General features: G+C 34.9%; 12 protein-coding genes and 1 pseudogene. All 13 read left to right on the top strand.

The features are described 5' to 3' along the window. The first annotated feature begins 56 nt into the window (after positions 1-56). On the top strand, positions 57-1,169 hold the full coding sequence (locus Q0945_RS10685; RefSeq protein WP_299434351.1) for a toxin-antitoxin system YwqK family antitoxin: 1,113 nt from the start codon (positions 57-59) through the stop codon (positions 1,167-1,169). Between the two features lie 339 nt (positions 1,170-1,508). Beyond that, positions 1,509-3,278: a phage baseplate assembly protein V gene (locus Q0945_RS10680; RefSeq protein ID WP_299434349.1), complete on the top strand. Its 1,770-nt coding sequence runs from the start codon at positions 1,509-1,511 to the stop codon at positions 3,276-3,278. An 11-nt stretch (positions 3,279-3,289) separates the two neighbouring features. Next, the gene (locus Q0945_RS10675) at positions 3,290-4,660 is read left to right on the top strand and encodes a hypothetical protein (protein ID WP_299434347.1); all 1,371 of its coding nucleotides are present in this window, start codon (positions 3,290-3,292) and stop codon (positions 4,658-4,660) included. Continuing rightward, entirely contained in the window at positions 4,651-9,027 is a 4,377-nt protein-coding gene (locus tag Q0945_RS10670; RefSeq protein WP_299434345.1) for an RHS repeat-associated core domain-containing protein, read from the top strand. The genes Q0945_RS10675 and Q0945_RS10670 overlap by 10 nt, the downstream gene beginning before the upstream one ends. A 4-nt stretch (positions 9,028-9,031) precedes the next feature. After that, entirely contained in the window at positions 9,032-9,535 is a 504-nt protein-coding gene (locus tag Q0945_RS10665) for an Imm26 family immunity protein (protein ID WP_299434343.1), read from the top strand. Next, entirely contained in the window at positions 9,532-9,786 is a 255-nt protein-coding gene (locus tag Q0945_RS10660; RefSeq protein WP_299434341.1) for a hypothetical protein, read from the top strand. Before Q0945_RS10665 ends, Q0945_RS10660 begins: the two co-directional genes overlap by 4 nt. 1,341 nt (positions 9,787-11,127) lie before the next feature. Beyond that, positions 11,128-12,711, top strand: a complete 1,584-nt coding sequence (locus Q0945_RS10655) for a hypothetical protein (RefSeq protein ID WP_299434339.1) — start codon at positions 11,128-11,130, stop codon at positions 12,709-12,711. Positions 12,712-12,781: 70 nt separating this feature from the next. Further along, the gene (locus tag Q0945_RS10650) at positions 12,782-13,708 is read left to right on the top strand and encodes a tyrosine-type recombinase/integrase (RefSeq protein ID WP_299434337.1); all 927 of its coding nucleotides are present in this window, start codon (positions 12,782-12,784) and stop codon (positions 13,706-13,708) included. Positions 13,709-13,733: 25 nt separating this feature from the next. Then, positions 13,734-14,639 (top strand): tyrosine-type recombinase/integrase, encoded by a 906-nt coding sequence (locus Q0945_RS10645; protein WP_299434335.1) that lies wholly within the window; start codon positions 13,734-13,736, stop codon positions 14,637-14,639. A 180-nt stretch (positions 14,640-14,819) separates the two neighbouring features. Next, positions 14,820-14,930, top strand: a pseudogene (locus Q0945_RS10640) (RHS repeat-associated core domain-containing protein); the annotation flags it as partial. A 27-nt stretch (positions 14,931-14,957) separates the two neighbouring features. Beyond that, positions 14,958-15,320, top strand: coding sequence for an AHH domain-containing protein (locus Q0945_RS10635; protein ID WP_299434333.1), 363 nt, complete (start codon positions 14,958-14,960; stop codon positions 15,318-15,320). A 4-nt stretch (positions 15,321-15,324) separates the two neighbouring features. Continuing rightward, on the top strand, positions 15,325-15,879 hold the full coding sequence (locus tag Q0945_RS10630) for a DUF1629 domain-containing protein (protein ID WP_299434331.1): 555 nt from the start codon (positions 15,325-15,327) through the stop codon (positions 15,877-15,879). A 143-nt stretch (positions 15,880-16,022) separates the two neighbouring features. Beyond that, positions 16,023-16,489, top strand: a 467-nt coding sequence (locus tag Q0945_RS10625; protein ID WP_299434329.1) for an RHS repeat-associated core domain-containing protein, incomplete at its 3' end; no start/stop codon positions are given.

Genomic DNA, 16,489 nt, shown 5'->3' with positions numbered 1-16,489 from the left:
ATAACAAAGAATCTTATTTTTAAACCAAATTTTACACCATAACTTAACATAATACAATGCGCAAAATTTTTATTACTATAAAATTCCTATGTATAATAAGTATGTTATTTCCATGCTTAATAAACGGACAAAACAAAACAATATCTATACAAACAGTTAGAACAGTAGACTTTGGAATGACCACCATATATTATGGTAAAGATGGTGCTGTTTTAAATGGAAAATATAAAATAGCAGAAAGACATGGCTCTTATAACGAGGCAACTTATGTAGATGGTAAAAGACATGGCATCTCTAACTATTATGACGACCTTGGAAACCTAACTAGTAAAGCTAGTTTTAAAAACGGACTTCCAGATGGTACTACTACTTCTTTTTATCAGGATGGTAAAATTGCAAGTATATATAGATGGAAAGAAGGAAAGCTCCATGGCAAAATTGAAAACTACAACTCTAAAGGAGATCTAACTAGGACTGAGTCATACAAACTAGGGCAAAAAGATGGTACTTGGGTTCACCACACTAGATCACCCCAGCAGAATGATAGAAAAGCAACAACTACAGAGCATTATAAAGATGGTAAACCCATAGGAAACTGGTTAGAAGCTTGGGAGAACGGAGATAAAATACAAACTAAAGATTATATAGGACCAGAAGAATATATAGAAAAAGAATATTATTCGAATGGAAAAATAGAAGCATTAAAAACCTATAAATCATATAAATTACATGGTTTAGTAGGATACTATTATAAGAGCGGAAAAAAAATGAATGTAAGAGAATATATTGCTGACGTAAAAGTGAAAGAAAAAAAATACTATGAAAATGGCACTTTAGGTTTTTCATGTTCTTATAATAAAATGGGAGAGCACGGAAAAGAAGAGTCTTATAATGCAGATGGGCAAAAAACTAGAATTGTAAACTATACCAATGGCGAGAAAGACGGCATAGAATACAGGTATTATGATAATGGTAAGCTAGAAATAGAAAGAGAGTATGAAAATGGAACCCAACATGGCGCTTATAAAGAATACTACGAAAATGGAAAACCAAAAAGAACAGGGGAATTTTTAAATGGAAGAAAAAATGGTACTTGGAAAGAATATAATATAAATGGAAATATCCAAAAAGAAATTTTTTATAAATCAGGAAATGTTGTTTCTCAATAGCTCTTCTTTCTTTATTAGTTATAATTGTTTATAAATTAGAAAAATAGTGAAAGTATACCTTCTCTATTTTTTATTTACAAAGTAGTTTTTCTATAATTTTTACAATCAACACATACTCTAACTGTTACATTAAAGTCTCTAGAACGTTAACAAAGTAACAACAGAACGAAAAAAACGTATCTTACAAAGAAAGTACGTAATATTTTCGACCAACTACACAATACACATTATTATTCCTACAATAAATGCCCTATATTGCCATAGGAAAATTCATTTTAAATAAGTAGTACTTTTTTAATGAATGTTTACGATTCATAAACACAAAACCAAGCGTAATACATGGCAGCACAATCTATAACCTCTGTATATATTGGAGGAACCCCAATCTCCTCTTTTAAAGAAATAGTATTAAAACAAGACATTAATAACCACCACATATTAGAGTTAAAATGTCAGATGAACGTACTAGAAAAAGTAACGGGAGAATTAGCGAGTAAAACCAAAAATTTTCTAGGAGAAGATATTACTTTAGAAATAGCTCCTAAAGACAAAAAAGATATTAAAGACAAATTACAATTCTTTGGCGTTGTCACTTCTATTCGTAATTCTAAAGGTTATTTAGATAGTAATATAGTCACCATTACTGCAAATAGCCCTACTATTTTAGCAGACGATGGGCCACATTACCATTCTTTTGTAGATAAAGATTTAAACGCCATAGTAAAAAGTGCTTTTTCTAAATACAATAGTAGCAAACTAAGTGCTACCACGCAAGCAAAATATAGTAACCCTATCCCCTATTCGGTACAACATAGAGAAAGTAATTGGGCCTATGTTAGCCGCATAGCTATGCAGTACGGAGAGTGGTTATATTATAATGGTAAAAATGTAATTTTTGGTTTACCAGAGAATCAAAAAGAAGTGGTTTTAACCCATAATTTTGACTTAAAAGAATTTGCATTAAACCTAAGCCCAACCCCTAATAAATTTAAATACTTTACTAACGATTATATTACCGATAAACACCATAGCAAAACTACTGCAGAAGTAAATACAGGGGTAAACGGACACCATAGTTTTACTAGTGGTAAAGCCAACCAGTTATACGCCGCAGAAACTAATGTATGGATTAATAATGGAGGTGGCGAACAGCTAAAAGCGGTACTAGATAACCAAGTAGAAATACAAAAAAAAGCAGCAGAACAGGAGCAAGTAATTTTAGATGGTGCTAGCGATAATCCAGGAGTAAGCCTTGGAAAAATAATAAGTATTCAGGGGGGAGATACCAACCACGGACAATTTAGAGTAACCCAAGTAGTACATAAACAAGATTACCTAGGTAATTATTCTAATATTTTTACTGCTATAAGTACCCAACTAGATGTTTTTCCGCACACCAATTACGAAGCAACACCGTATAGCGATACCCAAACGGCGGTAGTTATGGAAAATACAGACCCAGAAGGTATGGCACGTATAAAAGTGCAATTCCCATGGCAAAAACTAACCGGAGAAACTACCCCATGGATCAGAGTAGTAACCCCACATGGCGGTGGCGATAAAGGCTTTCATTTTATACCAGAAATTGGCGAAGAAGTACTCGTAGGTTTTGAAGGTGGTAATGCAGAACGTCCTTATATGATGGGAAGTTTATACCATGGTAAAGCCGCAGCAAATGGTTTTATGAGTGATAATAACGACATAAAATCTATACGCACTAGAAGTGGGCATACTATTGAACTAAACGATTTAGATGGTACCGAAAGTATTACCATATCCGATAAAAACGGTTCTATGATAAACTACAATACGCAAAAGAAAACAATAACTATTGCCAGTGAAGAAAAAATCATCATAGCATCTAAGTTTATTAGCATGCATGCAGATGATATAGAATTTCATTCTAAAAACACTAAAAATGTTTCTTCAGAAGCATTTACCGCGCAATCCGGAAATTCTAGTATATCTGTAGTTCCAGATAGTGTTATGCATAAATCTGCAGAAGTAAGTATTGAAGGGGATGAAACTAAAATATCATCTACCAACCTTACCGCTAACTCTAAAGCAAACACCTTAATTAATGGTGCAATGGTTAAACTAAACTCCTAACATTTTCTTTTATGCAAGATGCAACAATAGCCCAAGAATTCTATAAAATTAGAAATACTTGGAAAACCATTGATGGAAAAAAATGGGATATGGCCATTTGGGCTTGTGACTATCATGATATTGATATTCTAGATAAATTTATGGAAACAGAAACATCTCCTATCGGGATGTTTAACGATATTTTCTTTAGGATAACCACCCTATATATTTCGGAAAAAACCTTTGAAGAAGAACTTTGGAAAGAATTTACCAATTGGTTTATTCCTCCTAAAGAAGAAAGGTATGATATGCTTGGAGCCTTAAAAAAAGATGGTTATTTAGATAAAAACTACACCGTAGACCTCAGCTTACCGCCTACCTTTGCAAGTGTTTTAAAAGAACTATTACGCTTAAAAGAACAACTCCCTTTAAAAGAAGAAGCTTTTATTCTTTACTTCCCTCCAGGAGTGCATAGTGATGGGTTTGAAAAATGGTTCTTAGAAAAAATGGACCAAGGCATTCCTAAAGGTATTCGTTTTGCCACAATAGACCCAATTGGCGGACGAAAATTTGGCAATTTAGTAAAGCATAAAAAAGCAATTGTAAAAGAACTATCTGTAACCTTAAACATGGCAGCAGCAATGAAAAATGCTATGGATGCAGATAGTAATGAAAGTCGCCCACATTCTCCAAATGCTAAATTTCAAAAGCAAGTTCGTCGTATTATGGAAGCTACAGTAGACAAAAAAATGTCTGTCTCCAATGAAAGCGAAGAACTTTTAAAATTAGGATACCAACTAAATATATTAAACACAAAAGCAACCTCCCACTTAGTATCAGCAATAGCATTTTATAGTGTAAAAGAAGACAACTTAGCCATAGAGCACATAGAAAAAACGCTAGAAATGACCGAGGATGACAGTGTTGCGGAAGATGCCTATCCTATGTGGCGCTCTGCCATGCTTTTAAAAGCAGCTTTGGTTATTGCAAAAGAAGATACAAACACCGCTTTAAAATGTTATAGAGCAGTTGCCACGAAAGCTGTAAATAAAGGAGATATTTTTCATATAATGGAAGCTTATCGTATGCAAGCGTTTTATCATTTTAAAGAAGGAAAACAAAAAGATGCCTGGGAAGCTTGTGTGTATTCTTTACAAGCTGGCACTAATCTACCCATAGAAATTCGTAGAGAATCTACCTATCTTTTTACAGCAGCTCTTGCCTTAAAAGTAGTGCAAGACAGCCGTATGGATTCTACAATAGTACAAAAACTAACAGAACGTTATGAAAAAAGCATAGGCGAAGACTGGGATACACTCTTACAAGGAACAGAGATTATAGACACTAAATACTTAAATAGGAGTACATGGCTTACTAAAAACAAAATACTGCAATGGCAATAAACAACTTTAACAATAAAGCAAGTAAAGCCGGCTCAACAGATGGTGAAGAAGGTGGCTTTTTAGACATGATTGCCGATGGAAAATCGGCATTAGATAATTTTCAAGCCAAAATGGCTTCTGTAATGCCATCTATTCCAGGACAACCAGCAGGTAAATTTCAAGACATATCTATAGGGATTGATTTTCACCCTACCATGTTTCCTCCTTCGCCATTATTACCAGTACCCCATGTAGGTATGGTTTTTGACATTCTTGGTGCTATTTTTGCTGCAATAAACGCTGTAGTACCACCGCCACCAGAACCAGAATATGCAGAAGATGGCGAGCCTGTACCACAACCCATTAGCGTATCTAGTGTAGCGGTTTCCATTGTACAAGCTATGGCTCCCAGTGTAATGGTAAATAACAAATTTATTGCCAATGCAGGGATTAGCATACAACACCTTCCAGGAGTTGTGCTCCATGCCTTACCATCGGTAGCTCCAATGGCATCCTCAGAAATGTTTATGGGTAGTTCTACCGTAATGGCAGATGGCGCTCCATTTTCATATCAATTTTTACCAGCACTATCTTGTAACCTTGTAGGTATGCCGGCACCTTTTAGGGTAAAAAAACCCAAAGCCAAAGTGAGTCTTATGGCACCTACGGCAGCACTAATAAATGTAATTCCTGGAGGTATGCCTGTACTTGTTGGTGGACCACCAACCATAGACCTTTTTGCTATGGCTGTTGGTTTAGCATTTAAAGGCATGGGGAAACTATTTAAAAAAGGAGGCGATAAATTACAAAAGTATATCGATAATATTCTTCCTAAAAACCCAGCCAAAGCCAAACGATTACAAAAAGTAAAGTGTAAACTATTTGGAGAACCTGTAGATGCTGCAACTGGAAGAGTATTTGCAGAGAATGATGATTTTACCCTTCCAGGGCCAATCCCTATTACATGGACACGTTATTACCATAGCGATGGCGAAATAGCAAGCCCAATTGGCACCAACTGGCACCATAGTTACCATATGGGGTACTGGGAAATGGAAAACGGTTTCATAACCCTTTTACTTGCCGATAGTAGAGAAATTGTACTCCCTGCACTGCATGAGGGCGATAGCTTTTACCACCGTAAAGAACGTATTACGTGGTTTAAAGACGAGCAAGGAAAGTATGCCTATACAGATGCTAACGGACTCACTTATAAATTTCTTTCTAATCGCATAGACAACGACCTATTCCCTATTCATAAAATAGAAAACGAACTACAACATACTATTACCTTTCAATATAACAAAGGTATTTTATCCGAGATTATAGATAGTGCAGGACGTACGCTTACCATAAGCTCAAAAGACGGCAGAATTACCGAAGTATTTACAAAAAACGAAAACAAAAAAGTATCCTTAATTCAGTACGAAGTTGATGTTAACGACAACCTTACCAAGGTAACAGACGCCAAAGGAGTAGCCAAAATATTTCAATACAAAAAGCACCTATTGGTACAACTTACCAACCAAAGTGGGCTAAATTTTTATTGGGAGTACGAGGGCGAAGGTGCTAATGCTAAATGTATACATACCTGGGGAGACCAAGGCATTTTAGAATATTGGACACAGTACCAAAAAGGAAAAACAATAGCCACCAACTCCCTTGGGCACAGCACTACGTACTATTATGATGAAGACAATCTCATTTACCGTATTACAGATGCACGTGGTGGAGAAACCTACCAAAAATATAACAGCACCCAAGATTTAATGTTGGTTACCGACCCTGTTGGGAATACCGTAAAGTACGAATATGACCGCCGTGGTAATTTGGTACTTTTACAAGATGCCAATGGCGGAAAAACTATTTTAGAGTACGATGAAAAAGACCGACTAATTGCTAGTCGTTCTCCAATGGGCGCAACAGCACGTTGGATATATAATGAAGAAGGAAAATTAGTAGAACGCACCTACCCCGATGGTACAAAAACAACATACAATTATACCGGTAATGAAATAAGTTCTATTACCAATGATTTAGATCAAGAAACCCAACTCAGCTGGAACCAACAAGGAGAACTAGAACGTATAAACTTGCATGATGGGCGTTGGGCAGTATGGTACTATAATGATCTAGGACAACTACAAAAACATATAGATGTAAAAGGAAGTACTACCGAATATACCTATGATGTATTAGGTAATGTAACCCAATTAAAAGAAGCAGACAATATCCACGATTTTACCTATGATCCTTCGGGTAATATTACCAGAGCCTATGATAAAGATAGAGATGTATCTTTTACCTATTGGGGATTAGGTAACCTAAAATCGCGTACCGAAAACAAAAAAACCATCTATTTTAATTACGATACCGAAGAACAACTAACCGGCATTGTAAATGAACACGGAGAAGCCTATCGTTTTAGTTTAGACCCACTAGGGCAAATTGCCAGCGAATGGGGTTTTGATGGTTTACAACGTAGATATATAAGAGACCGCGCAGGTAGAGTTATAAAAGTACTACGCCCAGACGAACGCTATACCAGTTATATGTATGATGGTGTAGGTAATATTCTGGCAGCAGACCATTACGATGGTACTGGCGAGTACTTTGCATACGATACCGATGGCAAATTAGTAGAAGCCACCAATGCAGAAGCTACAGTTACCTATGCGTATGATAGTAAAGGCAGACTAATAGAAGAAAACCAAAACGGCCATACCGTACAAAGTAAGTATAACCGTCAGGGTAACCGCACAGCAATTACTAGCTCTTTAGGAGCCAATATTACCCACGCTTTTAATAGTAACGGACAACTAACCCGTATCGAAGCATTAAATAACCTTACTAAAAACAAGGACACTATTGCATTAAACGGAAAAGAACCTGTGTCGAGCGGAGTCGAGACATGGGGAGCAACCTTTGAACGCGACGACCTAGGACTAGAACTCCGTCGTATGGTACAAAGCCAAGGCACTACCCTATTAGACATGCGTACCGAAAGAGATAAAAAAGGACGTGTAACCCAACAAAACATACAAGCAAAAAATGTAGAAGGCGGCAAAACTACCCAAAGTCGTAGCATGCAATACCAATGGGCAAGTGGCGACCGTTTACGAAGTACCATAGACCAACTAACAGGTAAAACCGTAAACTACAGTTACGATACCGCAGGAAGTCTTCTGGCAGCAAGTTATAAAGGCAATACCGAAACCATTTATAAAATGCCAGATGCTGTGGGGAACCTCTTTAAAACCAAAGGCAGAAAAGACCGTACCTATGGCAAAGGCGGGCAGCTTTTAAAAGACGAAAAAACAACCTATACGTATGATGCCGAAGGGAACTTAAGCCACAAACAAACCCTAAAAGGCACCGAAACCTATAAGTACTATGGCAACGGTATGCTTAAAAGCATAGCAAAACCCAATGGAAAAGAAATTTCTTTTGAGTATGATGCCTTAGGAAGGCGAACTGCCAAAATTTATAACCAAAAAATTACTAGATTTGTGTACGACGGTAACGTTCTGTTGCATGAATGGGAGTACACATTAGAAGACCGTCCTAAACTCTCGGTAAATGCAAAAGGTTTTGTGGTAAGTGATGCAGTAGAACCTGTAGACACAGACAAACTTGTCTCGTGGGTTTTTGATTATAACTCTTTTGTACCCGCAGCTAAAATAGTAGATGGTAACACCTATAGTATTGCCTGCGACCATTTGGGCACACCAGTACAGGCGTACAACCAAACAGGTGAAAAAGTTTGGGATTGCACCTTAGATATATATGGTAAAATAAAAACTTTAGAAGGAGAAAAATGCTTCATACCATTCCGCTACCAAGGACAATACGAGGATTCTGAGACCGGATTATATTATAACAGGTTTAGATATTATTCTGCCGACTCGGGAACCTATATATCCCAAGACCCTATAAAGCTTAGTGGTGGCGACAATCTCTACGCATATACAAGAAACTCCAATGTACTTATAGATCCTCTTGGGCTGACTCCTTTAGGACAAGAAGGATTCTCCGTTTATGGACTCTTTGAAGCTGGCGCAAAAGAACCATATTACATAGGTATCAGTTATGACACTAATCGGAGACTTGGTGAACATATTGACACGGGAAGAGCGGATATGAATACTAGTATGAAAGTTTTTAATGATACTGATTTGACTTATGCACAAGCTAGAGGACAAGAGCAACACCTTATTGAAAAACACGGAACGAAAACGGGAACGATAGGTCAGGAAATCGGTCCGAATAATAAGGGGAACAAAGTTAATTCTTTCGACACGACCCGTACCGATACCCGAGGTAAAGCCTTTAAATCGGAATACGACAAAGCAAAAGCAACAGACAAACCAAAAATCAAGTGCGGATAGTATTATGAGCGATACCTATAAAGATATTTTAAAGTCAGGGGATATTTTTTTCATACCTCTTACCATAGACTTTAATGAAAAACCAACTAAAAGTTATAGCAGAACTAAATTCCCCTTAGACAAGCATTATGCTTTTGGTCGATTTATAGAAGATAGGCAGGGAAGTGGTGTAATTATAGAGGTTTTTTCTAAAACTTCAACTTTGGATGATTTTTCATTTGAAGAAATCACTGGTTCAGGAAGGCTTTTCTCCCCTGTTTCTGTTTCGGGATTAGAGTTTACGAAAAAGAGGTGGAGAGTCATTAGTTCGGACAGTTCTTATAATAAAAATGAAGATTCTAATTATGATAAAGTTTATTTAGTATCAGGATTTGGAGATGATTTAAAATTGGTCAATCTAGGAACTAATAAAAGTGTCCCTATCTCAGAGATAGAGGCAGAAAAGTATGAATCATGGAGGGTTTGGTTTCCAAATCAAATAGAACAAAGGATAAAGGATAATCTATGAGTTTAAAAATAGAAGCATATTATTCAGAAGAAGGTAGTGATTGGAAGTTACTTCCTGAAACAAGCATATACCTTACTGAGAAACAATTAATACCCAATGTTGGAGATGGTCTTACATTGAGTGGAAATGATGGAATAGATGTGCTAAAATTAAGTCCGACAGATTTTAAACATATTATGACTGTAAAGCGTAAATGGTATAATTATGCTTCATCAGATGTAGCAGTATTGCTACATTATGTTTCTTGGTAGTATCTCTGCACTTCTAGTTCATTTTATAAAAAACCATAACCACAGCGTAAAAACTGTGGTTTTTTTGTGCTTTAAAGGTTCGTTTTTATATTAAAAAATGAAGTTTTTAAGTCTAAAAAGGCTGTTTTTAGGCTCAAACCGAGAAAGTTATTAACAGTAAGCAAAAATGCTTCAATCTCTTTATTTATGGTAGTTTCGAGCGTTTTTAGTGGTTTTAGTTTTTTACCCTGTCTATCTCTTATTTATACGGTTTTTTAGAGGGGTTTTATAGGTGTTCTTCTAGCGTTATTTTTTTGTTATCGTAAATTTTTCGGACTTAGATTGGTTGTTTTACTGCCATTGCAGTAAAAGGTTTTTTACCGCTTTTCGGTGGGCTTTTCTTTTTGCTTTATCAAAAAAAGACCTTTTATTTAGATAGGTATTATGGTGAACTTATGGAACTGCTTTTTTATGAATGTAAGAACTACAAAACAGTATTTTAAAAGACATTTATTAGGGTGCAAAATCCATTTTCTACACTTTTTTAGCAGAATTTTTAACATTGGTATTTGGAAGGCAAATTTTTAGCAGTACTGCATTACTAAAATTACAAGAACCTGAAACGACTAGAAAAAATGTTGTTGTTGCCATATTATTTTGTTTTTTAAATTAATAGGCTCTTATCTGCTACTAGGTATTTACAGCACAAAACTTTGCGCATTTATTTTTACCCTTAAGAGGTCTTTGGTTAAAACAATTCTTTAATGCCTTTGTTATTTATACCAAAAGACATTATGCGTACAAAATAAATGTGCAAACTTGTATAGTTTTGAGCAGTAAATACCTTGTAGCTACATTTGCCTTGTAATTAAAAAGTAAAATAATATGGCGACCAATCTTTACTAGTCTGTGTAAGGTTCTTGTAATTTTAGTAATGCAGTACTGCTAAAAATTTGCCTTCCAAATACCAATGTTAAAAATTCTGCTAAAAAAGTGTAGAAAATGGATTTTGCACCCTAATAAATGTCTTTTAAAATACTGTTTTGTAGTTCTTACATTCATAAAAAAGCAGTTCCATAAGTTCACCATAATACCTATCTAAATAAAAGGTCTTTTTTTGATAAAGCAAAAAGAAAAGCCCACCGAAAAGCGGTAAAAAACCTTTTACTGCAATGGCAGTAAAACAACCAATCTAAGTCCGAAAAATTTACGATAACAAAAAAATAACGCTAGAAGAACACCTATAAAACCCCTCTAAAAAACCGTATAAATAAGAGATAGACAGGGTTTTACATTGTTAATAGTTCCGTTTTAATACTCCTTATTTTCTTCCGTAATTGTGTTTTTTAAACGTTAATTACCATGAAGAATTTAATTATACATAACGCTAATTATATTGTTTATAAAGATGCTTTTTTAACGATTGATGTTTTGGCTGGTGTAGATTTAAGCCAAGTAGAACGTATGGTTTGTACCCTTCGTATTACCCATGCCAAACAAGGTATTTTTAGAACCACTTTAGACCTTTATAACGATACCCAAACGGATAAACTAATACGAACCCTTTGCGATAAGTGGGAAGTAAAATTATTAGATGTTTCCAAGACCTTATACCATCTTACCTTACAATTGGAAGATTACCGATTAGAACAGTTGCAATTTAAGGGTATCCACCGCAAACCAAAGTTTGAGTTATCTATAGAAGACAAAAAAGCAGCTTTAAAGCTTTTAAAATCCAAAAATCTTCTAAAACAGCTTATTCAAAAATTAAATACCACAGGCATTATCGGCGAGGATGAAAATGCTACGATTTTATTTTTAGCCTTGGCATCGCATAAATACCGTACTCCTTTTTCGGTATTGTGTTTAGCTAAAAGTGGTATAGGTAAAAGTTATATGTTACAAAAATTGGCGGACTGTATGCCTTATGGTTCATACAGCTTCCACACCCAAATAAGTGCCAATGCGTTGTATTATTTTAATTCACACGATATACGTAATAAGGCTTTATTAATAGAAGATTTAGAATGGACTACGCAAATGCTTACCCCTTTAGCTACTTTACAAAGTCAGGGAAGATTGGTAAAAACAAGAGCCACCAAAGACAAAGACGGTATGTTACATTCTACCACTTTTGAAGTAAATGGTAATTTATGTTTGCTAGCTTGTGCCTATTCGGACAAAAATTATGAAAGTCTGTCGCTTCCGTTTTTAATGGTGCATTTAAATCATAGCCACGCCCAAGACTTAGCCATAATGAACTATCAGCGTAGAGCTTCCGCAGGTTTGTTAAATACCGAAGAAATACAAGAAACACAATACCAACTAAAATGTCTGATTACTAGTTTAGAAAATGTAACCGTTATCAATCCTTTTGCTACCCTTATAGAATTACCCAAAGACGTTGCGCATCCAAGAAAATCTCTTCTGTTATTACTCAATTTTATAGAAGTAATCACTTATTTTTTTCAGCATCAGCAATGCAAGCAAGTAGATAAAGAAACAGGCGAAGAATTTGTAATTACACATCCAAACGATATAGCACTGGCTTTTAAATTATTAAAAAACTCCCTTTTTAGACGTGCAGACGAATTAAGTACTACCGCAAGAGGTTTTTATAAATGGCTTACTGAATTTTTAGCCGAAGCAAAAACAACTCAGTTTACGGCATTAGATATTAGAAAAGCAAAGGCAATCCATCCGAGAACACTAAACCGCTATTTACAAGAACTTAAATTGTATAGTTATGTAAAAGTAGTTGGCGGGAATAAACACCGTGAAGGATTTAGGTATAAAATAACGGAGTTTGGTAACCAAACAGACGTACAAAACAAAATTGAAAAAGGTCTCCAAGAGACCCTTAAAAAAATACAAGAGCAGTACAAAAAAGAAAAGGACAGCCGAGGCACTTGGTCAGTTAGCCAAAAGCCTATGTCTAACTTATAAACCCAATGCCCGTGGGTGCTACCCACTAGGACGACACCAAAGTCGAAAAGTTCGACACCTAATTAAAAAAATGGAAAACTTTACCCACTATCTACAATCCAAAAATTATAGTTCTATAACTGCAAAAGAATACAACCGTCAAAAAGAGTTGTTTACAAACTGGTATAATTACGAGATTATCCATGTTCAAAAAAAAGATATTTTAAACTATCTGGGCTATTTAAAAACCAGTAAAAAATTAGAAGCTATAAGCCGAAATAATGCTTTAATACCTTTACGCCATTACTTTGATTATTTGTTACAACAAAATAAAGTAGCTGTCAATCCAACCACACTCATAAAACTACGAGGACTAAAAAAACGTACGCTAAAGCATATTTATAATTTAGAAGAGCTATCGCAGCTTGCCGATGATTATTATTTACTTTTCATACAAGATTATAGCGATAACCACATACCAAAAAACAAACGCAAAGCCTCTTTTTTAAGCAGGCAACGAAATTATATTTTGCTATTATTTTTTATACACCAAGGCTTAAATACAAGAGAAATTTTAGAATTACAAACAAGCGATATACAACTACAAAAAGCTACGATACAAATACCAAAAGGCAAGCAAAGAGGAAAGGCAAGAACTCTACCTTTACACGCTACACAAATAGGTGCGTTAATGCAGTATCTAAACGAAATACGCCCACAGCTTGCCAAAAATGAAGAAAGTAACCTTTTGTTTTTACCTGTAAAGCAAAGTGTAAAGCCTGCAAGAACAGCAAAAACAGCACTACTAAAATTAGCTGCAAGCCTTAAAAAAATAGATCAGAATTTTAGTAATCTATCACAATTACGAGCATCGGTAATAACCTATTGGATAAAAACCTACGGACTTAGAAAAGCACAGTACTTGGCAGGGCATAAAAGTATTGTTAGTACTGAAGAATATGTACCCAACAATATAGAAGATTTAGCCGAAGATATTACAAAGTTCAATCCATTTTGAGTCGAAGCTCGACACCCAATTATTTATGAATAGTAGTTATAAAACCATACAACAAGAGTACATTTTTTGGTTAGATACTTTAGGTTTTAATCAAAAAACAATACTCAATTATGGTAACCGAGTAAATGAGTTTTTTAAGTGGTTGAATACTCAAAATATTACAGTTATAAATCTACTCAATCAAAACCATATTACCACTTTTTTTACTTACCAAGAAACACGAACAGACAGCAAATTTAAAGGACGTTTAAGTGCTTCTTTTTTAAACGATTATTTTAGTGCCATTGATAAATTACTGGAGTTCTTACACCAAATGGGAGCAACAAATACACCAATCCCAACCAATTACAGAATAACGATTGATAATGATAAAAGAGTACGAAAAATAGACCCTTTTACCAACCAAGAAATAAAGATTTTACAAGCTACAATAAACGAACTTTACCCAAATTATGATTACAAACACAGAGAGTTAAAACAACAACAATTACAGCTTGTTTTTGTGTTGTTTTATGGTTGTGGCTTACGATTAAGTGAGGGCTTTAAACTTACCGCTAAAGACCTGAATTTTAATAAACGGACATTGTTTGTAAATCAAGGTAAAAATTACAAGGATAGAATTATACCCATGAGCGAGGGCATTTACAAAGCCTTACAAAATTACCTTTACAACTTCCGTAATCTTGTAAAATGTGGGCATAATCGTTTGTTTGTGCAACAGCAAATAACCATAACCAAAGATTTACAGCACTTGCACAAGCAATGCAAAAATGAGAGCATACAAAACAAACGTTTATCGTTCCATATTTTGCGCCACTCAATTGCTACCCATTTACTGCAAAATGGTATGCCTATTGAAAATATTGCACGTTTTTTAGGACATAACAGCCTAACCAGTACCCAAATTTATACGCATATCGTTAGCCGATAATCCATTGTACTTTTTTATCTTTACTGTAGAAAGTAGATTTAGCTTTTTGCGGTTTTTTGTATCGTTTATGTTCTTTGTTTTTTTGTGGTTGATTTTGTGTGTGGATTAAGTAAAAAGTACTTTTTAAAAATACTGACCTAAAAGTTTAGTGTTTTTAATTAACGTAGATATTATCAGTTTAGGTACTACTCGCCCGATACTGGAACTTACATCTCTCAGGATCCGATTGGGCTTGAAAGTGGAAACTTTAATATTTATAGTTACGCTAATAATTCAAATATATATATTGACCCTCTAGGTTTAGCACTAGGAAAAAGCATGCCTAAAAACGGTTGGAACTATGGGAATATGCCTGCAATAGATGGTTATCAAAACCATCATGTTATTCCAAAATCAATGGCAAATCATCCTGCAATTAAAGCAGCTGGTTTTGATGTAAATCAACCAAGTAATCTTATTTATTTGCCAAAAGAAGAAGGCACACACCCAACAAGAAGTAGACATAAAGGTTGGAATAAGCAACATAAGCTATATAATCAAGGAATGCTTGAAGAGCTAAATAAATTAGACCAAAAAGGAATGATGCAAGGGTGGGATAAAGCAAAATATAAAGCAGAAGTAGAGAAACTAAGTATTGACACACGGCAAAAACTTAGAAAAGGTAAAATAAAATGCCATTAATAATATGTACAGATTATCAGATTTTTATAAAAGAGATACGTATTTTGTTTTTAACAATGAATATAACTTGATAGATAGATTTGACCTTATAAATAGTAAAATTATTGAAGCAAAAGAACCAATAAGGTTTGATGTTGATAAAATAGATGATTATATATCGGAATATGATATTTTACCAACATTCACAAGTCCACTTGTTAGTACAAAATTCAAAAACACTTTTGAAGATTTAATTGGTAAAAATGATGCTCAATTTTTGAGTTCTACTATTTTTGATGAAAAAGGTAATAAAAATGATAGCTTCTATGTTTTTAATATTCTTAAAACCATACCTATGCTAGATAAAGAGAGGTCAATTTATGAAGTAGATGAAGATGGTTTTTATTCAATAAAAAAAGCATATTTTATTCCTGATGGGTTAAAGACTTCTATTGCGAGAATGGAAGAACATAAATCTTATATCATTGTAAAAGAAGAGTTTAAAAGGCGTTGTGAAGAAGCTAACCTAAAAGGTGTCAATTTCATAGAAGAAGGACATACCATTTATACGGATTTGTAGCTTTCTAAAGAAAGTTATCAACAATTACAAAAACTAACCCCCGCTAGCGCTCGTTTGCAACGAGTGACTAGCATGCATAAACAAATATTAAAAATTGTTCTTTGACATAATTTACTAGATTTGTATACGACGGTAACGTTCTGTTGCATGAATGGGAGTACACATTAGAAGACCGTCCTAAACTCTCGGTAAATGCAAAAGGTTTTGTGGTAAGTGATGCAGTAGAACCTGTAAACACAGACAAACTTGTCTCATGGGTTTTTGATTATAACTCTTTTGTACCCGCAGCTAAAATAGTAGATGGTAACACCTATAGTATTGCCTGCGACCATTTGGGCACACCAGTACAGGCGTACAACCAAACAGGTGAAAAAGTTTGGGATTGCACCTTAGATATATATGGTAAAATAAAAACTTTAGAAGGAGAAAAATGCTTCATACCATTCCGCTACCAAGGACAATACGAGGATTCTGAGACCGGATTATATTATAACAGGTTTAGATATTATTCTGCCGACTCGGGAACCTATATATCTCAAGACCCCATTGGGCTGGCAGGTGGGAATCCTAATATTTATGCGCATGTTCACGATACTAATACTTGGGTAGA

The sequence above is a fragment of the uncultured Maribacter sp. genome, assembly GCF_947500405.1.
In the GTDB taxonomy this organism is placed as follows: domain Bacteria; phylum Bacteroidota; class Bacteroidia; order Flavobacteriales; family Flavobacteriaceae; genus Maribacter_B.
This window is presented reverse-complemented; position numbering and strand designations above follow the sequence as displayed.